This window comes from Brevibacterium sediminis, from assembly GCF_013623905.1.
Lineage (GTDB): Bacteria > Actinomycetota > Actinomycetes > Actinomycetales > Brevibacteriaceae > Brevibacterium > Brevibacterium sediminis.
Genome location: NZ_JABKDD010000012.1, coordinates 90155 through 107393 on the forward strand (window position 1 = coordinate 90155; position 17239 = coordinate 107393).

12 protein-coding genes are annotated in these 17239 nt (G+C 66.1%); 8 read left to right on the top strand and 4 right to left on the bottom strand.

The genetic code is table 11. The features are described from left to right. Window positions 1-102 precede the first annotated feature (102 nt). Both HK108_RS14670 and HK108_RS14675 read left to right on the top strand, forming a co-directional pair. Window positions 103-2103, top strand: coding sequence for an oxidoreductase (locus tag HK108_RS14670; protein ID WP_181272046.1), 2001 nt, complete (start codon window positions 103-105; stop codon window positions 2101-2103). Further along, on the top strand, window positions 2100-2792 hold the full coding sequence (locus HK108_RS14675; protein ID WP_181272047.1) for a TetR/AcrR family transcriptional regulator: 693 nt from the start codon (window positions 2100-2102) through the stop codon (window positions 2790-2792). The genes HK108_RS14670 and HK108_RS14675 overlap by 4 nt, the downstream gene beginning before the upstream one ends. Before the next feature lie 11 nt (window positions 2793-2803). On the opposite strand, the gene HK108_RS14680 is transcribed toward HK108_RS14675, so the two are convergent. Continuing rightward, complete coding sequence (locus HK108_RS14680; protein WP_181272048.1) at window positions 2804-4117, bottom strand: ATP-binding protein; 1314 nt, start codon at window positions 4115-4117, stop codon at window positions 2804-2806. A 174-nt stretch (window positions 4118-4291) separates the two neighbouring features. On the opposite strand from HK108_RS14680, the gene dapA reads away from it, so the two are divergent. Continuing rightward, window positions 4292-5215, top strand: a complete 924-nt coding sequence (gene dapA, locus HK108_RS14685; protein ID WP_139468766.1) for a 4-hydroxy-tetrahydrodipicolinate synthase — start codon at window positions 4292-4294, stop codon at window positions 5213-5215. Between the two features lie 34 nt (window positions 5216-5249). After that, the gene (locus tag HK108_RS14690; RefSeq protein WP_181272060.1) at window positions 5250-6896 is read left to right on the top strand and encodes a ribonuclease J; all 1647 of its coding nucleotides are present in this window, start codon (window positions 5250-5252) and stop codon (window positions 6894-6896) included. A 328-nt stretch (window positions 6897-7224) separates the two neighbouring features. On the opposite strand, the gene HK108_RS14695 is transcribed toward HK108_RS14690, so the two are convergent. Next, window positions 7225-9117 (bottom strand): L-lactate permease, encoded by a 1893-nt coding sequence (locus HK108_RS14695; protein WP_229664177.1) that lies wholly within the window; start codon window positions 9115-9117, stop codon window positions 7225-7227. Between the two features lie 336 nt (window positions 9118-9453). On the opposite strand from HK108_RS14695, the gene aceB reads away from it, so the two are divergent. Together aceB and HK108_RS14705 are read left to right on the top strand one after the other, a co-directional pair. Further along, window positions 9454-11058, top strand: coding sequence for a malate synthase A (aceB, locus tag HK108_RS14700; RefSeq protein WP_172174384.1), 1605 nt, complete (start codon window positions 9454-9456; stop codon window positions 11056-11058). A gap of 160 nt (window positions 11059-11218) precedes the next feature. After that, entirely contained in the window at window positions 11219-12373 is a 1155-nt protein-coding gene (locus tag HK108_RS14705) for an FAD-binding oxidoreductase (RefSeq protein ID WP_181272049.1), read from the top strand. 52 nt (window positions 12374-12425) lie between these two features. Here HK108_RS14705 and HK108_RS14710 read toward each other — a convergent pair whose 3' ends face one another. Together HK108_RS14710 and HK108_RS14715 are read right to left on the bottom strand one after the other, a co-directional pair. Continuing rightward, window positions 12426-12887 (bottom strand): universal stress protein, encoded by a 462-nt coding sequence (locus tag HK108_RS14710; RefSeq protein ID WP_181272050.1) that lies wholly within the window; start codon window positions 12885-12887, stop codon window positions 12426-12428. A gap of 13 nt (window positions 12888-12900) precedes the next feature. Continuing rightward, window positions 12901-14394, bottom strand: a complete 1494-nt coding sequence (locus tag HK108_RS14715; RefSeq protein WP_181272051.1) for a CitMHS family transporter — start codon at window positions 14392-14394, stop codon at window positions 12901-12903. A 143-nt stretch (window positions 14395-14537) separates the two neighbouring features. Between HK108_RS14715 and HK108_RS14720 the strand changes: the two genes are divergently transcribed. Beyond that, the gene (locus HK108_RS14720) at window positions 14538-16340 is read left to right on the top strand and encodes an ATP-binding protein (RefSeq protein ID WP_181272052.1); all 1803 of its coding nucleotides are present in this window, start codon (window positions 14538-14540) and stop codon (window positions 16338-16340) included. Next, window positions 16340-16996, top strand: a complete 657-nt coding sequence (locus HK108_RS14725) for a response regulator (protein ID WP_181272053.1) — start codon at window positions 16340-16342, stop codon at window positions 16994-16996. Before HK108_RS14720 ends, HK108_RS14725 begins: the two co-directional genes overlap by 1 nt. The last annotated feature ends 243 nt before the right edge of the window (window positions 16997-17239 follow it).

The following is a 17239-nucleotide window of genomic DNA, read 5'->3' on the forward strand; positions in this document are numbered from 1 at the left end:
CGACCCTTGCCGCCGTTCGTCATACGGTGATATGAATAACTGAGGCAGCCCCATCGAGGGGCAGCCACCCAGTCCCACCCGACGATCTGATCAAGGACGATCATGTCTCAGCTGTTCCCGCACCTCTTCGAACCCATCACCATCGGCTCCACAACGATCCGCAACCGCATCGTCTCCTCCGGCCATGACACCGTCCTCGACGATCACGGCCACATCGGCGACGACCTCGTCGCCTACCATGAGGCCCGCGCGAAAGGCGGAGCCGGACTCATCGTCCTCCAGGTCTCCGGCGTCCACGAAACCGCCCGCTACACCAGCCACGTCCTCATGGCCACCGACGAATCCTCCGTCCCCGGTTACCAAAACGTCGCCGAGGCGGTCCACCGCCACGGAGCAACGATCTTCGCCCAGCTCTTCCACCCCGGCCGAGAAGTCATGGACGGCGAGCGCGGCATGGCACCACGGGCCAAGGCCCCGAGCGACGAACCGCAGGAACGCTTCAAAGTCGTCCCCGAGTCTCTGACCACCGCTGAGGTCAGAGACATCATCGCCGGCTACGGACATGCAGCGAAACGCATCGCCGACTCCGGAATCGACGGCGTCGAGATCGTCGCCAGCCACGGCTACCTGCCCATCCAATTCTTCAACCCCGCCGTCAACACCCGCACCGACGACTACGGCGGCAGCCCGGAGGACCGTCGCCGCTTCCTCACCGAGGTGGCCCAGACCGTCCGTGCCGCCGTGGGACCCGACGTCGTGGTGGGCGTGCGGATCTCCGGTGAGGAGAAGACCGAGGACGGCCTCGTCGCCACCGAGATCCTCGACCTCATCGAACACCTCGACTCCCTGACCACCGACGGCGTCGACTGCCTCGACTACTTCTCGATCACCGCCGGCGATTCCTCCACTCTGCAGGGCGCCGTCCACATCGTGCCCTCGATGCAGATCGACCCCGGCTACGCCGCGAACCTGTCCGAGCAGGTCAAGAAGATCACCGACAAGACCGTCATGGTCGCCGGCCGCATCAACCAACCCCACGAAGCCGAAGTCGCGATCGCCGAGGGCCGCACCGATATGGCGATCATGACCCGCGCGATGATCTGCGATCCCGAAATCGCGAACAAATCCCGGGCCGACAACGTCGATGAAATCCGCGCCTGCATCGGCTGCAACCAAGCCTGCATCGGCCACTTCCAACAGGGCGTGCCGATCTCGTGCATCCAATTCCCCGAATCCGGCCGGGAACTCACCTTCCTTCCCCGACCGACGGTGCGCACCCGACGCAAGATCCTCGTCATCGGCGGGGGACCGGCCGGACTCAAGGCCGCCGCGGTCGCCGCCGAACAGGGAGATGACGTCGTCCTGTGCGAGAAGGAGCCCCACCTCGGCGGGGCGGTGCTGCTGGCTCAGGAACTGCCGTATCGATCCGAATTCGGGGGAGCGGCGACGAACCTTACCGCCGAGGCAGCCCGCGCCGGCGTCGACATCCGCACCTCCGTACCGGCCACCCAGGACCTCATCACCGAGGTGGCCCCCGACCACGTCATCATCGCCACGGGAGCCGAACAGCGCATGCCCGCCCTCGAGATTGCTGACGACGCATTCGTCATCGGGGCTCGCGACTACCTGCGCGAGACCCCGGACCTGCCGCCCGGCCGCGTGCTCGTCACGGACTGGAAGGGCGATTGGATCGGACTCGGCATCGCCCTGCGGCTGGCCGAGGCCGGGCGACACGTGAGCTTGGCGACGGCGGCGAACTTCGCCGGTGCCGCGATCCAGCAATACACGCGCACCCTGCTCGTGTCCCAAGCGCTGCGGACCGGTCGGGTGCAATTCGTCAACGACGCTCGCCTCGTCGGCGTCGATGTCGACACCGGGTACCTGCAATCCACACTTTGCGAGGTCGTCCACGAGGTCGCCGACGTCGCCGCGACGATCGTCTCCGGCGCCCCGCGAGCGGTGACGGTCGACCTCGACTTCGGGGCCGCCTCGGTGACGGTGATCGGTGACGCCCTGGCCCCGCGCACGGTCGAAGAGGCCGTGTACGAAGGGCTGACCGCGGCCACCGCTCTGGCCGAACGACGAACACCGGTCACGGCGTGAGCCCACGACCGGCCCAACCCGCGGCCGAAACCGAGGCGAAGAAGGCGGCGATCATCCAGGCCACCCTCGACCAGATCGTCGACCGAGGCCCCACGGCTGTGCGCATGGCCGATGTGGCGAAGGCGGTCGGCATGTCGGTCGGGACAGTGCAGTACTACTTCGGGTCACGCGATGCCCTGCTCGCCGCAGCGTTCTCGGCCCACAGCGATGCGGTGCTCAAGGACATCGCCGACATGGCAAACCATAATGGCAAGAACACAGGCGAAGGGGCAGAGGCCAGTTCGCCTCGGTCCCGCCTGCACGCGGCCTTCACCGCCGTCCACGAGGTCGGCAACCACGGCCAGAGGTCGCGGATCTGGATCGAGCTCGTCACCGCGGCACGCACCCATACGAGCCTGCAAGACTGTGTCGATTCCGTCTTCGAAGGGTGGCGCAGCCTGTTCTCACGCATCATCGGTGACGGCATCAGGACCGGAGATTTCACTCTTTACGGGCTCACCGCCACCGAGGTGGTCGATACGTTCATCGCCATCATCGACGGCTTCGACCTCGCCGCCGTTGCCGGACAGGGACCCGAGCCGACGACGATGGCGCGCATCCTCGGCGCGACTGCGGACGGCCTGTTGAGCGGTGGGAGTCCGGGCGCCGCTGCGACGCATTCGGGTCCGCACAATCCGGTCCGGTCATAGCCCGGCCCGCCTCACAGCCTGGCGATCGTCTCCACGTCCTCACCGAACTCCCGAGCCGTCTCCTCGGACACCGTCGCCCGCGTCGCCCGCAGCGCTTCGAGATAGTCATCGGTCGAAAGCACATCAGACCGGGAGGCGATATCGACGTGCTGCTGTCGCAGCGACGACGCCAGAGCTTCCTGCGAAGCCCGCCGGGCCGCATATTCGATATCGGCCGGGGTCAGACCGTCACTGGCATCGACGAGCACATCGAGATCGACACCGGCGATCGTATGCTCTGGAATGTAGCGAGACCAGATCGCCTCCCTGGCGGTGGCATCCGGCAAACCGATGGGAATGACATAGTCGAAGCGCCCATGCCGCAGGAACGCCGCATCGAGGGCACGGACGAAGTTCGTCGCACAGATGAGCAGCCGACCCTCCCGATCCCGGAACTCCGCAACCTGCTTGAGCAGCTCATTCGTCACCCCCTGCGTCGGCGACGGCGGCTCACCTCCGCGCTTCGACGCGATCTCCTCGACCTCATCGATGAACACCACAGCATGTTCGAGCTCATTGATCTGCTCGAACGTTGTTCGCAGACCCGCGGCCACACCGCCGGGCTCACCGGACAGACGCGACGGGAACACCTCGACGAACGGCCAGTCCAACCGCGACGCCACCGCCTTCGCGAACGTCGTCTTCCCCGTCCCCGGCGGACCGAAGAGCATCACCGCCCGAGGCGGCACGACCCCGAAATGATCGGCGAGATCCGGTTCGGCCAAGGGCACGACGAGGCGATCCTCGAGCATGTCCTTCTCCTCCTGCATCCCGCTCACCCCATCCCAGAGGTGGCGGGGCAGAATCCGTCCCCCGACCGTTTTGAGTCGGTCGAGCTCACGACGTTGCACCGGCAAGTGCCGCTCGACGTACTTCAGCCCGGACCGGGCCTCGAAACCGTTGGCCACCAGACCATCGCAGGCCGACGTCCCCGCGGGAATGAGCATCGACAGCTTCCCCAAGCCCAGCGGCATGAGGCGTCGTTCGAGCGCATCGAGCAGCCCCGCCTCGGCGCGGGTGCCCTGCTCAGGATCGGCACGCACCGCCTCCAGGACATGGAAGAACACGAGAACTCCCTGACCGTGCGCGGCGCGGCCGACGGCGGCACCGACGATCTCCTCATCGCGGACGGCCACGACGGCCTGATTGCGCTGGCAGGCGGCCAACACCTCGGAGAGCGGATAGAGCGGGGGAGCGGCCTCGGATTCCGGGACGGCGGCTTCGAAGAGACGGATGATTCCGTCGAGGTCATCATCATGGAAATCGCGGATGCGGGTGCGGGTCATCGAAAACTCCTTTGTTTCGGTGGCGGGCAGGGCTCAAGAGTAGACGATCGAACGGCCGCAGGTGTGATCCGTCTCTCAACGTGACCGCACGGGCACCGCAGGCGAGGCGAACGACACCCGCAACGCGGGTGGACCACTGCACTCATGAGAGGACGTGGGCGCTATCCTGGTTCTATGGCGATTCTCGGTGACCAGGCAGCAGCGACTGCCATTGACGCGTTCGGTTCCGTCGGCACTGCAATGGTGACTCCATTCAAGCGCGACGGCAGCATCGACTATGCGTCCGTGGAGAAGGTGGCGAACCACCTCGTCGAGCTCGGCAACGACATGCTCGTCGTCTCCGGCACCACCGGCGAATCTCCCACGACGACCGACGACGAGAAGGTCGAACTCATCCGCGTCGTCCGCGGCGTCATCGGCAAGCGGGCGAAGATCGTCGCCGGCACCGGCAACAACGTCACCGCACACACCATCGACCTCTCCCGCCGCTCGGCCGACGCCGGAGCCGACGGGATCCTGCTCGTCACCCCGTACTATTCGAAGCCGACCCAACCGGCGATCGAAGCCCATATGCGCGCGGCCGCCGACTCCACCGACCTGCCGGTCATGCTCTATGACATTCCCGGCCGCGCCGGTGCCCCGATCATCACGGACACCCTGCTGCGACTCTCGGACCACCCGAACATCCTCGCGGTCAAGGACGCCAAGGGCGACCTCTTCGCCTCCTCGTTCGTCATGAACAACTCCTCGCTCGTGTACTACTCCGGCGAGGACGCCCTCAACCTGCCGCTGCTGTCCCTCGGCGCGCTCGGACTCGTGTCCGTGGCCGGACACGTCTGCTCGGACCGGTTCGCCGCCATGGTCTCCGCAGTGGCGAACAACGACCTCAACACCGCACGCACCCTTTCCCGCGACACCGCGGACGTGGTGGATGCGCTCATGAACCACATGCCGGGAGTGATCTCGGCGAAGGCCGCTCTGCAGGCCCAAGGAATACTCGACAACCGCGACGTGCGTATGCCGCTGCTCCCAGCTGATGAGGAACAGATGGCGTTCGTCGCCGCCCAATTGACCAGGAGTGGTTACCTCAGTGAATAATGCATTGACCCAAGAACTGTCCCTCCCGCCGAAGATGGACAAAGAAGCCGTCCGCATCGTCGCGCTCGGCGGACTCGGCGAAGTCGGTCGCAATATGACCGTCTTCGAATACCACGGCAAACTCCTCATCGTCGACTGCGGTGTGCTCTTCCCCGAAGAGGACCAGCCCGGCGTCGACCTCATCCTCCCCGACTTCTCCTACCTGGATGACCGCCTCGATGACATCATCGGCCTCGTGCTCACCCACGGCCACGAAGACCACATCGGCGCCGTTCCCTACCTGCTGCGTCGCAAGGGCGACATCCCGATCCTCGGTTCGCAGCTGACCATCGCGCTCATCGAAGCCAAGCTCAAAGAGCACCGCATCAAGCCCATCACCCGTGTGGTGAAGGAAGACGATGTCGACCAGCTAGGCCCCTTCGACCTCGAGTTCGTCGCCGTCAACCACTCGATCCCCGACGCCCTGGCCGTGTTCATCCGCACCGGCGCCGGAAACATCCTGCACACCGGTGACTTCAAGATGGACCAGCTGCCGCTCGACGGCCGCATCACCGACCTCCGCGCCTTCGCCCGCCTCGGCGAAGAAGGCGTCGACCTGTTCATGACGGACTCGACGAACGCCGAGGTTCCCGGCTTCACCGCACTGGAGAAGGACATCGGGCCCGTGCTCGAGAACCTCTTCGGCACCGCCGAACGGCGCATCATCGTCGCCTCGTTCTCCTCCCACGTCCACCGTGTGCAGCAGGTGCTCAACGCCGCCACCGCCCATGGTCGCAAGGTAGCCCTAGTCGGCCGCTCCATGGTGCGCAACATGAAGATCGCCGAAGACCTCGGCTACCTCAACGTGCCTGCCGGAACGCTCATCGACATCAAGAAGGTCGACGACTACCCCGAGGATCAGATCGTCCTCATGTGCACCGGCTCCCAGGGGGAGCCGATGGCCGCCCTGTCCCGGATGGCCAACCGCAGCCACCGCGTCGACGTCGGCGACGGCGACACCGTCATCCTCGCCTCCTCGCTCATCCCCGGCAACGAGAACTCCGTGTTCAAGGTCATCAACGGCCTGATGAAGCTCGGCGCTCGTGTCATCTCGAAGGCCGACGCGAAGATCCACGTGTCCGGCCACGCCTCCGGCGGCGAGCTGCTCTACTGCTACAACATCGTCAAGCCCCGCGGCGTCATGCCCGTCCACGGCGAATGGCGCCACCTGCTGGCCAACGCCCGCCACGCCGAGGCGACCGGAGTCGACCCGAACAACATCGTCCTGGCCGATGACGGCTGGGTCGTCGACCTCAAGGACGGTCACGCGGAGGTCGTCGGCGCCGTCGACTGCAACTACGTCTTCGTCGACGGTTCCTCGGTCGGTGAGATCACCGAGGCGGACCTCAAGGATCGTCTCGTCCTGTCCGGTGAGGGCTTCGTGACGATCTTCATGGCCGTGAACTCGCAGACGAAGTCGCTCATCGCCGGTCCCGAGATCCACGCCCGCGGTGTGGCCGAGTCCGATGACGTCTTCGACTCGATCGTCCCGAAGGTGCAGAAAGCCGTCGAGGATGCTCTGCGCGACGGCACCACCGATCAGTACCAGCTCCAGCAGGTGGTGCGCCGCACCATCGGCCGCTGGGTGTCCTCGAAGCTGCGCCGCAAGCCGATGATCGTCCCCATGGTCGTCATCGTCTGAGACTCCGCTTTCGAGCGGCTCCGTCGTCGGTCTGTTGCCCGACGAAACTGCGAACGCCCGCAGGTGCCTCCTCGTGAGGCTCTGCGGGCGTTGTCGCGTTCTGGGCGAATCGCCTTTTGATCGGCACATCGCGTTTGAACCCGATGCGTGGATCAAAAGGCGATGACACCTGGTTCGGGGGACGATTCGCGCGTGCGGAAGCGTCAAGCGCGAGCGGTGGGCTCCGGTTCGTCATCGTCGATGTCAGAGCTGCCGCCGCGAGCCGAGTGCCCGTCGGCGCCTTCGGCAATCCCGTCGGTCATGGCCGCGTCTGTGGCTGCCACACCGGTCAGGCGCGGGCGGTGGACTCCGGTTCGTCGTCGGGGTCGGAGGTGCGAAGGTCGCTGACGCCTGCTTCAAGGCCCGGCAGAGGCTTGCCCGGCGAGCGGCGGATCATCACCACGACGGCGGCGAGGCCGATGACAATCGCAGTGAGGACGACGGTGCCCGCGTTGAAGCCCAGCCCGTTGAGTCCGATGAACGCCAGGGCACCCGCGGCCAGCGAATACACGAGCATCGGGATCGAGGTGCGACGGATGAGCTCACCCTCCCGACCGATGAGTCCCACCGTCGCCGAGGCGGCCACGACGTTGTGCACGGCCACCATATTTCCAGCGGCGCCGCCGACCGCCTGAGCCGCGACCACGGTCTCAGGGCTGGCGGCACCGATCGCGGTGCCGGTGGAGAACTGGAACTGCGAGAACATGACGTTCGAGACGGTGTTCGATCCGGCCACGAAGGCACCCAGGGCACCGACGAACGGGGCGAACAGCGGCCAGGCGTCGCCCACGGAACTGGCGGCCGCCTCGGCGAGGGTGACCGGCATCGACTCCAAGCCGGCGCCGTTGTAGTCGGCGCCGGAGTTGATGAACACGCGAACCAGCGGCAGGGAACACAGCAGGGCAACGGCCGCGCCGGCGATCTGCGAACCGGCGATCTGCCAGGACCCTGCGATCTGCTTCTTAGTCATCCGGTGGATGAAGTACGTCAGCCCGCAGGCGAGGACGAAGATCGCGCCGGGCGACCACAGCAGATCCATGTTCTGGCTGATCGGGGTGCCGAAGATGTTGTCGATCTTGATCACGGCCGGACCGTTGAGGAACTCCTTGATCGCGGGCACATTGCGGGTGATGAGCAGCAGGGCGACGACGATGAGATAGGGCGACCACGCCCGGGGCAGCGACATCTTCTTGGTCAGCTGCGCCTTCTCCTTGTTCGGGTCGACGGTGCCCATCCAGAAGGCCGGCCACTTCTCGCGCGGTGCGAAGTCCCAGGTCTTCTTCGGCATGAGGAAGCCCATCCGCGAGGTCGTCACGACGATGGCGAGACCGATGAGCCCGCCGAGCAGCGACGGGAACTCCGGCCCGAGCACATTGGCCACGATGAGGTAGGGCACGATCATTGCCAGGGCCGCATAGATCGCGAACGGGGCGATGGCCAGGCCGTCGGCGAAGCGTCGGTTGGCACCGAAGAATCCCGTCATCAGGCACGAGAGCAGCAGCGGGATGAGGATGCCGCAGCAGGCGTGGATGAGTGCGACCTGAGTCGCGGTGTGGGCGACGAATTCGGCCTGGCCGAGGCTGAGCTGACCGGCACGTTCAGCGACGTCGGCCGACATCGATCCGTCCTCCTGCGCCAGCCCGGAGCCGATGCCCAACACCATCGGGGTGCCGACGGCGCCGAAGCTCACCGGTGTCGACTGGATGATGAGACCGGCGAGCACCGCGGCGATCGCGGGGAAGCCGAGGGCCAGCATGAGCGGGGCGACCACGGCGGCCGGAGTGCCGAATCCGGCGGCGCCCTCGATGAACGAACCGAAGAGCCAGGCGACGATGATGACCTGCACCCGCCGGTCCGGGGAGATCGCGATGAAGCCGGCGCGGATCGTCTCGATCGCTCCGGACCGGGTGATCGTGGCCAACAGCAGAAGTGCACCGAAGACGATCCACAGCAGGCCGATCGCGACGAGGAGGCCCTGGACGACCGAAGCGCCGATCGTCACCCACTCGATCTTCCAGGCGAAGTTCGCCACGAGCGCCGCGGCTATCAGTCCGACAGGCATGGCGTATTTCGCGGGCCAGCGGAATCCGATGAGAAGGATTCCGGCCAAGAGGATGGGGGAGAGGGCCAGGAGTGCTGCAACAGCGAGGTTGTCCACCATAAGTCCGATCCGCGGCGTCATTGCCGCATCGTTCCACGGACCTGACCTGGAGCGACGATCTTCCTCAGCCGACCGAGAACCAGCGGTGGTCGGTGACGATGGGCCGCCTCGGCGAGTCCATGAGAGATGTTCCCCTTATCCTCCCCAGCCGCCTGATCAGAGTCAATGAACACACCGTCTCGAATGCAGGATATGGTTTGACGAGACGTGCATCACCTCATATTCTTTCGTTGTGTGAACAAACATTTTCACAATGTGAAAGTTTCGCAGTCAAAACCCCGTTGACCAGCGAACATATCGCATCACCAGATGTGGATAAGGACGCAGCACCGATGTGCTGACTAAGGAGAACCATCGATGACCGCTCATATCGAAAACCTGGACATCCCCGCCGGGATGGAGATCACCGGTGAGCTGCCGGACGGGGCTGAGAAGGTCCTCACGCCCAAGGCGCTTGAGCTCATCGTCGATCTGCACCGGAAGTTCAACGGCGACCGTCTCGAGCGCCTCGAGGCTCGCAAGGAACGCCAGGCCGAAATCGCCGCGGGCAAGGACCTCGACTTCCTCCCCGAGACCGCGGAGATCCGCAACGATCCCTCCTGGCAGGTCGCACCCCCGGCACCCGGTCTCGAAGACCGCCGCGTCGAGGTCACCGGCCCCACCTACAAGAAGATGACGATCAACGCGCTCAACTCCGGCGCGAAGGTGTGGCTGGCCGACCAGGAAGACGCGAACACCCCGCAGTGGGACTCGGTCATCCAGGGCCAGATCAACCTGCTCGACTCGCTCAACCGCGAAATCGACTTCACCTCGCCCGAGGGCAAGGAATACAAGCTCGCCCCCGACGAGGAGCTGCCGACCATCGTCGTGCGCCCCCGCGGCTGGCACATGCCGGAGAAGCACATCCTCATCGACGGTGAGGAGACCTCCGGTTCGCTCGTCGACTTCGCGCTGTACTTCTCGACCGCCGGTCAGATCCAGATCGAGAAGGGCCGCGGCCCCTACTTCTACCTCGCGAAGATGGAATCCCACCTCGAGGCCCGCCTGTGGAACCAGGTCTTCGAACACGCCGAGGATGCCTTCGGCCTGGCCCGCGGCACCATCCGCGCCACCGTGCTCATCGAGACCTACACCGCGGCTTTCGAGATGGAGGAGATCCTCTACGAGCTGCGCGAGCACTCCGCCGGACTCAATGCCGGTCGCTGGGACTACATCTTCTCCGTGATCAAGAACTTCCGCTCCCGCGGCTCCGACTTCCTGCTGCCGGACCGTTCGGACGTGACGATGACGGTGCCGTTCATGCGCGCCTACACCGAACTGCTCGTGCGTACCTGCCACAAGCGCGGTGCGCATGCCATCGGCGGAATGTCCGCGTTCGTCCCCTCGAAGGACGAAGCCGCGAACAAGGCCGCCTTCGACAAGGTGCGCGAGGACAAGTCGCGTGAGGCCTCCAACGGTTTCGACGGCTCCTGGGTCGCACACCCCGGAATGGTCGCCCTCTGCAAGGAGGTCTTCACCGAGACCCTCGGCGAGAAGCCGAACCAGATAGACAACAAGCGCGAAGACGTCAACGTCACCGCTGCCGATCTGCTCGACGTGAAGTCGACCCCGGGTGCGATGACCGAGGCGGGCCTGCGCACCAACGTGTCCGTCGGCATCCAGTACCTGCGCGCCTGGCTCGAAGGCAACGGCGCGGTCGCCATCAACGGACTCATGGAGGACGCCGCGACCGCCGAGATCTCACGGTCCCAGGTGTGGCAGTGGCTGGACGCCGGAATCACCCTGGACTCCGGTGAGAAGGTGACGAAGGAGCTCGTCGAGCGCATCGTCGCCGAGGAGGTCGCCAAGCTGCCCGGTGACGACGCAGGCTGGAAGGACGCCACCGACACCTTCGTCTCGGTCGCCCTCGATCCCGAGTACGTCGACTTCCTCACCCTGCCGGCCTACGCCCGCATGCCGTGATCGGCACTCGCTGACGAAGCCGAACGCCCCCGAAATCTGTGCCTTGAGCACCGATTTCGGGGGCGTTCTTCGCTAAGCTCGACATACACACCCACGTGAGGGTTCCAACTCGACCCGCAGGTGGGAGGTGCCGACGACGGATGGACCTACGGAGGTGGGGATGAGCCTGACCACAGACGAACTGCCCCGACTGGCCAGCCCCTCAAACATCGCCGAACTCTCCGAGCTCATGGCCCGCGCCCATGCCGAGCACCGCACCGTGACCGTGTTCGGCGGCGGTACCGCCTTCGACGATCATCCGCCGGTCTCCACTCCGGTGCTCCTCATCGACCTGACATCCATCGCCGAGGCGGCCGATCCTCGAGGCGGCACCATCCGTGCCGGAACCGGCTCCCGGATCAGCGCCCTGACCAGGTTCGCCGCACAGTCAGATCTGGAGCTCCTCGGCGACCTTCCCGCCGACCGCATCGAAGCCGGCGCCACCCTCGGTGGCATGATCGCCACCGCGGCCACCGGGCCCCGCAGTCTGCGCCGTCCCCGCCTGGCCGAGACCGTGGAATCCGTGACCGTCGTCGGTGCCGATGGGACCATCGCCCGCACCTCTCACGGGCTCCACCGGGACCTGGGCGGCCGCGATCTGCCCGGACTCGTCACCGGATCCTGGGGAACCCGAGCGATCATTGCCGAGGCCGAGATCCGTCTGACAGAGCGCCCCGCAGCGCAGGGATTCGTCTGGATTCCCGGCACCGAGGCGGCTGCCGATCTCCTCATCGCCCGCAGAGCCCCGGACGCGGTCGTCATCGAACGCCCACCTGGTTCACTGGCGGCGACAGTGGTCCTCATCGAAGGGGAGACCGACGAAGTCGAGGCCGAAGTGGGCCACCTCGTCGATCGGAACCCCGGTGCGACCCCGTGCGGGGAGCCGGAATGGTGGGGGCGCCGGGCGCGACTGGCCGCGACTATCGGAGTATCCGTGGTGCCGAGTTTCATTCCGAGGCTCATCGATGCCGTCGCCCGACTGGAGACGACGATCGGCTATCCGCTGCAGCTGCGCGGCAGTGCAACGGGCACGTTCGAACTGGGCATCGGCGCACCGGAATCCGAACCGGGGGTGGCCACCCGAGTGGCCCTCGAGCATCTGCGCAGCTTCGGCCTGCATGTCATCGCCGCCCGGCTGATCCACGCACCCGCACCGGTCTGGAACGAGGTGGACGCTTGGGGTCCGCAGCCGGGGCGGTCGGGTCTGCGCGAGATCAAGAAACTGGTCGACCCTCGAGGAATCCTGGCTCCGGGCCGCGGGATCGCCGGAATCTAGCGTCGCGCCACCGAGGCCGGGCGACCAAATTCGTGCGGCCGGCTCCGAACTTCTACTTGACCAACAGCACCGGGCACTCGGCCTCGAGGATGACCTGCTGCGCACTCGAGCCGAGCAGCAGCTTGACCACGGGCGAGCGTCGCTTCGTGCTCATGACGATGAGTGCGGCATCGTGATCCTCGGCGAGACCGAGGATCTGCTCGGCCGGGTCGGGCCCGGAGCGGTGGACGGCATACTCGAGCCCCGCCTCGGCGAGGGCGGCCCCCAACCGGGTGCATTCGGACAGGGACGACGTCGACGGGGCCGTCGTCGTATCCGTGCCGAACACGACCGCCTGCACCGCAGCGTTCTCACGGCGGGCCGCGGCGATCGCCTGCTCGAGCACCTCATCCGAGGCATCCGGGCGCAGCGCCAGGACCACAGTATTTGAAGCCGAATTGATGCTCGGTGAGGCAGTGACCTGCAGCGACGGGGCAGGGAAGCGGCGCTGCGGAGTCGAATAGAGGTCAGTCATCGCAGTCCTCCGCTCAGCCGATTCCGATGACGCCGACGGCGACACCCACGGCGAGCATGACGAGGGCGACGATGAGCGCGCGCCACAGCACCTTCTTGTGGTGATCGCCGAGCTCGACGCCGGACAGGGACACGAGCAGCAGGATCGCGGGCACCAGCGGCGACTGCATGTGCACGGGCTGGCCGGTGATCGAGGCGCGGGCCATATCTGCAGCGGAGATGCCGAAGTGGGAGGCGGTCTCGGCGAGCACGGGCAGGATGCCGAAGTAGAAGGCATCGTTGCTCATGAAGAACGTCATCGGGATCGACAGCAGGCCGGTGATGACGGCCATGTAGGGGCCCATCGAGTTCGGGATGACCTCGACGAGCCATTCGGCCATCGCGTCGACCATTCCGGTGCCGGACATGATGCCAGTGAGCACGCCCGCGGCCATGACCATGGCCACGACGGAGATGATCGCGGTCGCATGGGAGGCGAGCTCCTCCTGCTGGTCCTTCATCTTCGGGAAGTTGACCATGAGCGCGATGACGGTGCCGATCATGAACAGGTACGGCAGCGGCAGGATGTCGATGATGAGCAGGACCATCACGGCCACGGTCAGAGCCAGGTTGAACCAGAACAGCTTCGGACGCAGCGTTGCGCGGTTGGGATCGAGCGCGGTGTTCGACAGGCCCGTGCCGGAACCAGCGGAATCGCCTGTGTCGTTCGCGGAGGCGGGTCCCGCCTCGGGGGTGGTGTCATCATTCGCCGAGGCGGCCGAGCCGGTTCCGTGTCCGTGACCACCCGCGGTGGTGCCCGCGGACGAACCCGCGGTCGTGCTGGCTCCGGCCACAGCGCCGACGAGGTCCATGCGACGATTCGAACCGCGGTCCTCGACCCAGGCGACGCCGTTCTTGGCCAGGCGGCGACGTTCGGAGATGCCGAGCACGTAGGCGAAGACGAGGCACGCGAGCAGGCCGGCCACCAGGGAGGGGACCATGGGGACGAAGATCTCGTTGGCGTCGATCTGCAGCGCCGAGGAGGCTCGGGCAGTCGGGCCGCCCCACGGGACGATGTTGAGGGTGCCGTTGATGAGGCCGGCGACGCAGGTGAGCACCACGGGTGACATCTCGAGGCGCTGGTAGATCGGCAACATGGCCGCGGTGACGACGATGAACGTCGTCGATCCGTCACCGTCGAGGGACACGGCGCCGGTGAGCAGTGCGGTGCCGAGGACGACTTTGACGGGGTCGTTGCCGGCGACCTTGAGGATGAACTCGACGAGCTTGTCGAAGAGACCGACGTCGATCATGATGCCGAAGTAGATGATGGCGAAGAGCAGCAGCGCTGCTGTCGACGACATCGAGGCGATCGCGTCCATGACCATGTCCCCGATGCCCAGACCGGCCCCGGCGAAGAGGCCGAAGATCGTGGGCACGAGGATGAGCGCGAGGATCGGCGAGAGTCGTTTGGTCATGATCAGCGTCATGAAGACGAGGATCATGGCAAAACCGAGAATGACAAGCACGAGCTTCTCCTTCGAAGGCGAATGTGAGGCTCGAAACACCGTAGGGCCCAGATCACGGGCCGCGCGCGCTTGTGTGCACTGATGGCGTTTAGATCGTTGCGCGCCTTTTGCGCATTGCGCTCAAACGCGGCTACGCTGAGCGCGTGCCCCGGCCCCATCGTTCGTTCTCCCGACGTGTGCTGATCTCTCAGCTCGCGCTCGTCATCGTGATCCTCGCCCTGGTCACCGGAGTGTTCGCGTGGATGGGTGCGCGCACCGTCACCGAGGTGACCGAGACGAAGGCGCTGGCCACTGCCCGCACGCTGGCGATCGATCCGGACGTCCGCGCCGCCGCCACCCAGGCTTCTGCCGAGCATGCCGAGAAGCCCGATGAGCAGCTCGTGACCTCGATGTTGGCGATCACCGATGATCTGCGCGACCGGTCGGGCATCAGCTTCGCCGTCATCACCGACGATCGCGGCATCCGACTCACCCACCCTGATCGGTCGAAGATCGGGCACAGGGTCTCGACGTCGCCGGAGGAGGCACTTGCCGGACGCGAGAACGTCTCCCACGAATCAGGAACCCTGGGCGAGACGGTGCGCGCGAAGGTGCCGATCTATTCGAATGAGGACGGCAAGACCGTCGTCGGTGAGGTCTCGGTCGGCATCTTCGCCTCTGTGCTCGACGCCGATGTCCGCCGCGAACTCATCCTGCTCGGCACTGTCGCGGTGCTCGCCCTCGCTCTCGGCGGGGTCGTCTCCGTCATGCTCGGGCGCCGGCTGCGGCGGGAGACGCTCGGCGTCGGACCCGAAGAGCTTGCCGAGATGGCCCGCGACCAAGGGGCCGTGCTCCACGGCCTCGACGACGGAGTGCTCGGATTCGATACGAACGGAAAGCTGACCCTGAGCAATTCGAACGCGAAGGAGCTGCTTGGGGCCTCCTCGGCGAAGCACGTTGACCGCGCGGGCGAAACGGCCGGCGCGAACGGGGGAGCCGCCTCGGCGGGGGATTCCGGCCGCGAACTGGTCGACGCCTCCGACAACGAACTCGTCAATGTGCCCGATGAGATCACCGCGCTCATGGCCGACGCCCCGGCGGACGGAGCCCTGCGGCGGCGTGTCACGATCGGCGACCGGATCCTGCTGGCAACAGCCGTGCGGGTCCAACGCGACGGGGTGTCCGTCGGCGGAGTCGTGACCCTCCGCGACGAGACCCAGATGCTCACGATGGCTCGCCAGCTCGAGTCCGTCACCGCCATGGCCCGGGCCCTGCGCACCCAGCGGCACGAGTTCGCCAACCGGCTGCACACCGTGCTCGGACTCGTCGACACGGGCGCCACCGATGAGGCCCACACCTACCTGTCCTCCCTCCTGGGCACCGGGCCGATCACGACTCCCGTCGAGGACATCGACCTCGTGTCCGACCCGTACCTGCGCGCAGTTCTGGAAGCGAAGGGAACGACCGCCGCCGAGGCGGGAGTGGCCCTGGCCGTCACCCCTGACTCCCTGGCCGTCGGTGCGGTCCGCGACCCGGAGGCAGTCACGCTCATCCTCGGCAACCTCATCGACAATGCTGTCCGTGCGGCCGTCGCAGGCCGGCGGTACGCCGAGGACGGAGGCCGAGTCGAAGTGCAGGTGCTCAGCTCCGGGACGGAGCTCCACGCCGTCGTCACGGACACCGGTGACGGGATCGACGACGAGGTGGCGGGGAAGATCTTCGACGAGGGATTCTCGACCTCGACGGCCGCCTCGGCGCCGGATTTCGGGATCGGACTGACCACCGGAACCGGCACCGGGGACGGCCACGGACTCGGCATCGGACTTGCGCTCAGCCGCCGCGTCGCGGAGAAGGGCGGGGGAGCGGTGTGGCTCATCGACGGCCACGACCCGGACCTCGGCGGGGCGAGCTTCGGCATGCGCCTGCCCGATGCCCTCGATGAATTTCAGCAAGATGAGGAGAGATGATGGTCAAAGTTCTCGTGCTCGATGACGATTTCTTCGTCGGGCAGATCCATGCCCGGTACGTCGACGAGGTGCCCGGCTTCACGGCGCTCGAACCAGTCCGCGACCTGACGACGGCCCGCGAGGTCATCGCCGAGAACGAGGTCGACCTGCTTCTCGTCGACTATGTGCTGCCCGAGGGCACCGGAGTCGAACTCATCCGTGAGACCGACATCGATGCGATAGTGCTCTCGGCGGTCACTGATCCGCAGGTGGTCCGTTCGTCGCTGCGTGCTGGGGCGATGACGTACATCGTCAAGCCCTTCGCCGCCGAGGTGCTGCAGAACTTCCTGCGCCGCTATGCGCGGTTCCTCCGCTATTGGGAGCGGGAGAAGGTCGGGCAGACCGACCTCGAGCGGCAGCTGCGCAACCTCCACGATGCCGCGGCCGTCGGCGGGACCGGAGCGAGCCCGGCGGGATCGTCGACGACGACCCGGATTCTCGCCGCACTCGAGGAGGCGAGCGGTCCGATGACGGCTCTCGAGGTCGCCGAGGCGGTTGGTGCCTCCCGTGCGACCGCGCAGCGGCATCTGGCGAAACTTGCCGAAGCCCGCACGATCACGGTGTCCCTGCAGTACGGCAACACTGGTCGGCCCGAACACCTCTACGCCACCCGCTGAGGTGTTTCGGGCTCGTCTCGGTCCCTCTCGAACTCTTTCGATCGACGACTTCGCCGCTGCCTGGCCGCACTGAGTCCGCCGCCAACGGCAAGTTAAGTGTGCGCAGATTGCCAAATAGGCGAGGCGGTTTCTAGGTTCTAGTGCAACACCCGGTCTGACCAGCACTATCAGACCGGGTGTTTCCACTGAACGAAGGAACACCCCCATGACCACGCACTACAGACGTCCACGGCTGCCCTTCCA